Source organism: Burkholderia sp. AU45274 (assembly GCF_030482505.1).
Lineage (GTDB): Bacteria > Pseudomonadota > Gammaproteobacteria > Burkholderiales > Burkholderiaceae > Burkholderia.
Window position 1 is genome coordinate 1 of sequence record NZ_JAUJQE010000042.1, and the last position, 647, is coordinate 647.

The 647-nt window shown below is 64.0% G+C and carries 1 protein-coding gene; it reads left to right on the forward strand.

The genetic code is table 11. From position 1 onward, the window contains the following. Window positions 1–623 (forward strand): TOBE domain-containing protein (locus QZM35_RS38115; protein ID WP_301777791.1); only part of this gene is annotated, 623 nt, incomplete at its 5' end. Window positions 624–647: the final 24 nt, after the last annotated feature.

Sequence of the window (647 nt, forward strand, 5' to 3'; positions counted from 1 at the left end):
TGCTGCTCGACGAGCCGATGTCCGCGCTCGACAAGAAGATCCGCCAGAAAACCCAGCTCGAACTCGTGAACATCATCGAGAAGGTCGACGTGACCTGCGTGATGGTCACGCACGACCAGGAAGAGGCGATGACGATGGCGAGCCGCCTCGCGGTGATGAGCGAAGGCAAGATCGTGCAGATCGGCGCGCCGGGCGAGGTGTACGAGTTTCCGAACAGCCGCTTCTCGGCCGAATTCATCGGCTCGACCAACCTGTTCGAAGGGCGCGTGGTCGAGGACGAACCCGATCACATCTTCGTTGAAAGCGACGACCTCGAAGCCCGCATGTACGTGAGCCACGGCGTCACCGGCCCGCTCGGCATGCCGGTCGGCATCTCGGTGCGCCCGGAACGCATTCACGTGTCGCGCGAGAAGCCGGGCTCGAAACACAACTGGGCGCGCGGCGTCGTGACCGACATCGCGTACATGGGCAGCTACTCGCTGTACCACGTGCGCTTGCCGAGCGGCAAGACGGTCGTGTCGAACCTGTCGAGCTCGCACCTGATGAACGACAACGCACCGGCGTGGAACGACGACGTGTTCGTGTCGTGGTCGCCGGCCAGCGGCGTCGTGCTGACGCAGTGAGGACGCCACGATGAGAACCTCCGC